Origin of the sequence: Pseudomonas sp. Colony2, from assembly GCF_019382755.1 — a bacterium.
Taxonomy (GTDB): domain Bacteria; phylum Pseudomonadota; class Gammaproteobacteria; order Pseudomonadales; family Pseudomonadaceae; genus Aquipseudomonas.
This window is the reverse complement of sequence record NZ_CP080030.1, coordinates 5,114,045-5,114,784: the sequence shown is the minus strand read 5'-3', so window position 1 is coordinate 5,114,784 and position 740 is coordinate 5,114,045. Positions and strand designations below refer to the sequence as shown.

1 protein-coding gene is annotated in these 740 nt (G+C 54.6%); it reads right to left on the bottom strand.

Features of this window, described 5'->3' with window-relative positions:
• Positions 1 to 252 precede the first annotated feature (252 nt).
• On the bottom strand, positions 253 to 740 hold a 488-nt coding region (locus JV201_RS30235), incomplete at its 5' end, for an integrase core domain-containing protein (protein WP_257903244.1).

Genomic DNA, 740 nt, shown 5'->3' with positions numbered 1-740 from the left:
TTGATCTGACTGCCCCAATAAGCCCGAGGCCGAACGCAGGTATTGCGGAGCGGGTAAACCGGCAGGACGCCGGTTTAGCCGCGCCGGGCCATGGATGGCCCGTCGCGGCGGCCCGCGGAGTAATGCCGGAGTGAGGGAACGCCGAGCCACAGCGAGGCGCCGACAGGCGGGGCAGAGCGCTTTGGTTACTTTGCCGCTTTTTGTACGGACCGGACACATGGTGGACACATGTGCGGGGACATGGTTGACACATTATGAACCGTAATCAGGCTGTTTCACGTCGATCGTTCGCAAAAAATGATGGCAGAAATAGACGTCAAATAGCCCGTCACTTTCAGTGTTGGGACGTAGTGCGATGTGATGTCCGGCCAGGCCTTTGGCGATCCTGAAATAGCGCTTCTGAAACTTAAATCGGCTGTGATAAACCTTGGCCTTTAAATCGTCCGGCCCGTACTCAAACGCCAAAAGCGTCTCCGGATAAGCCCAGGGGCTTTCTCGGTATCGGTCCATTGGAACCTTGTAATCCAGGGCTTGATGAGGGCGTTGATGGTTATAAACCTCTCGCCATTGATCAAGATTTGTTTGCGCTTCTGCAAGCGTCCGAAAATGGCGGCCGTTGAGCACTTCAGCCTTGAGTGACCGATGAAATCGTTCGATTTTCCCATTGGTTTGAGGGTGGAAAGGCCGACTGAAACTTACTCTGATACCTAGGCGAACGAGCCAGATACTCAGTTCCGTGA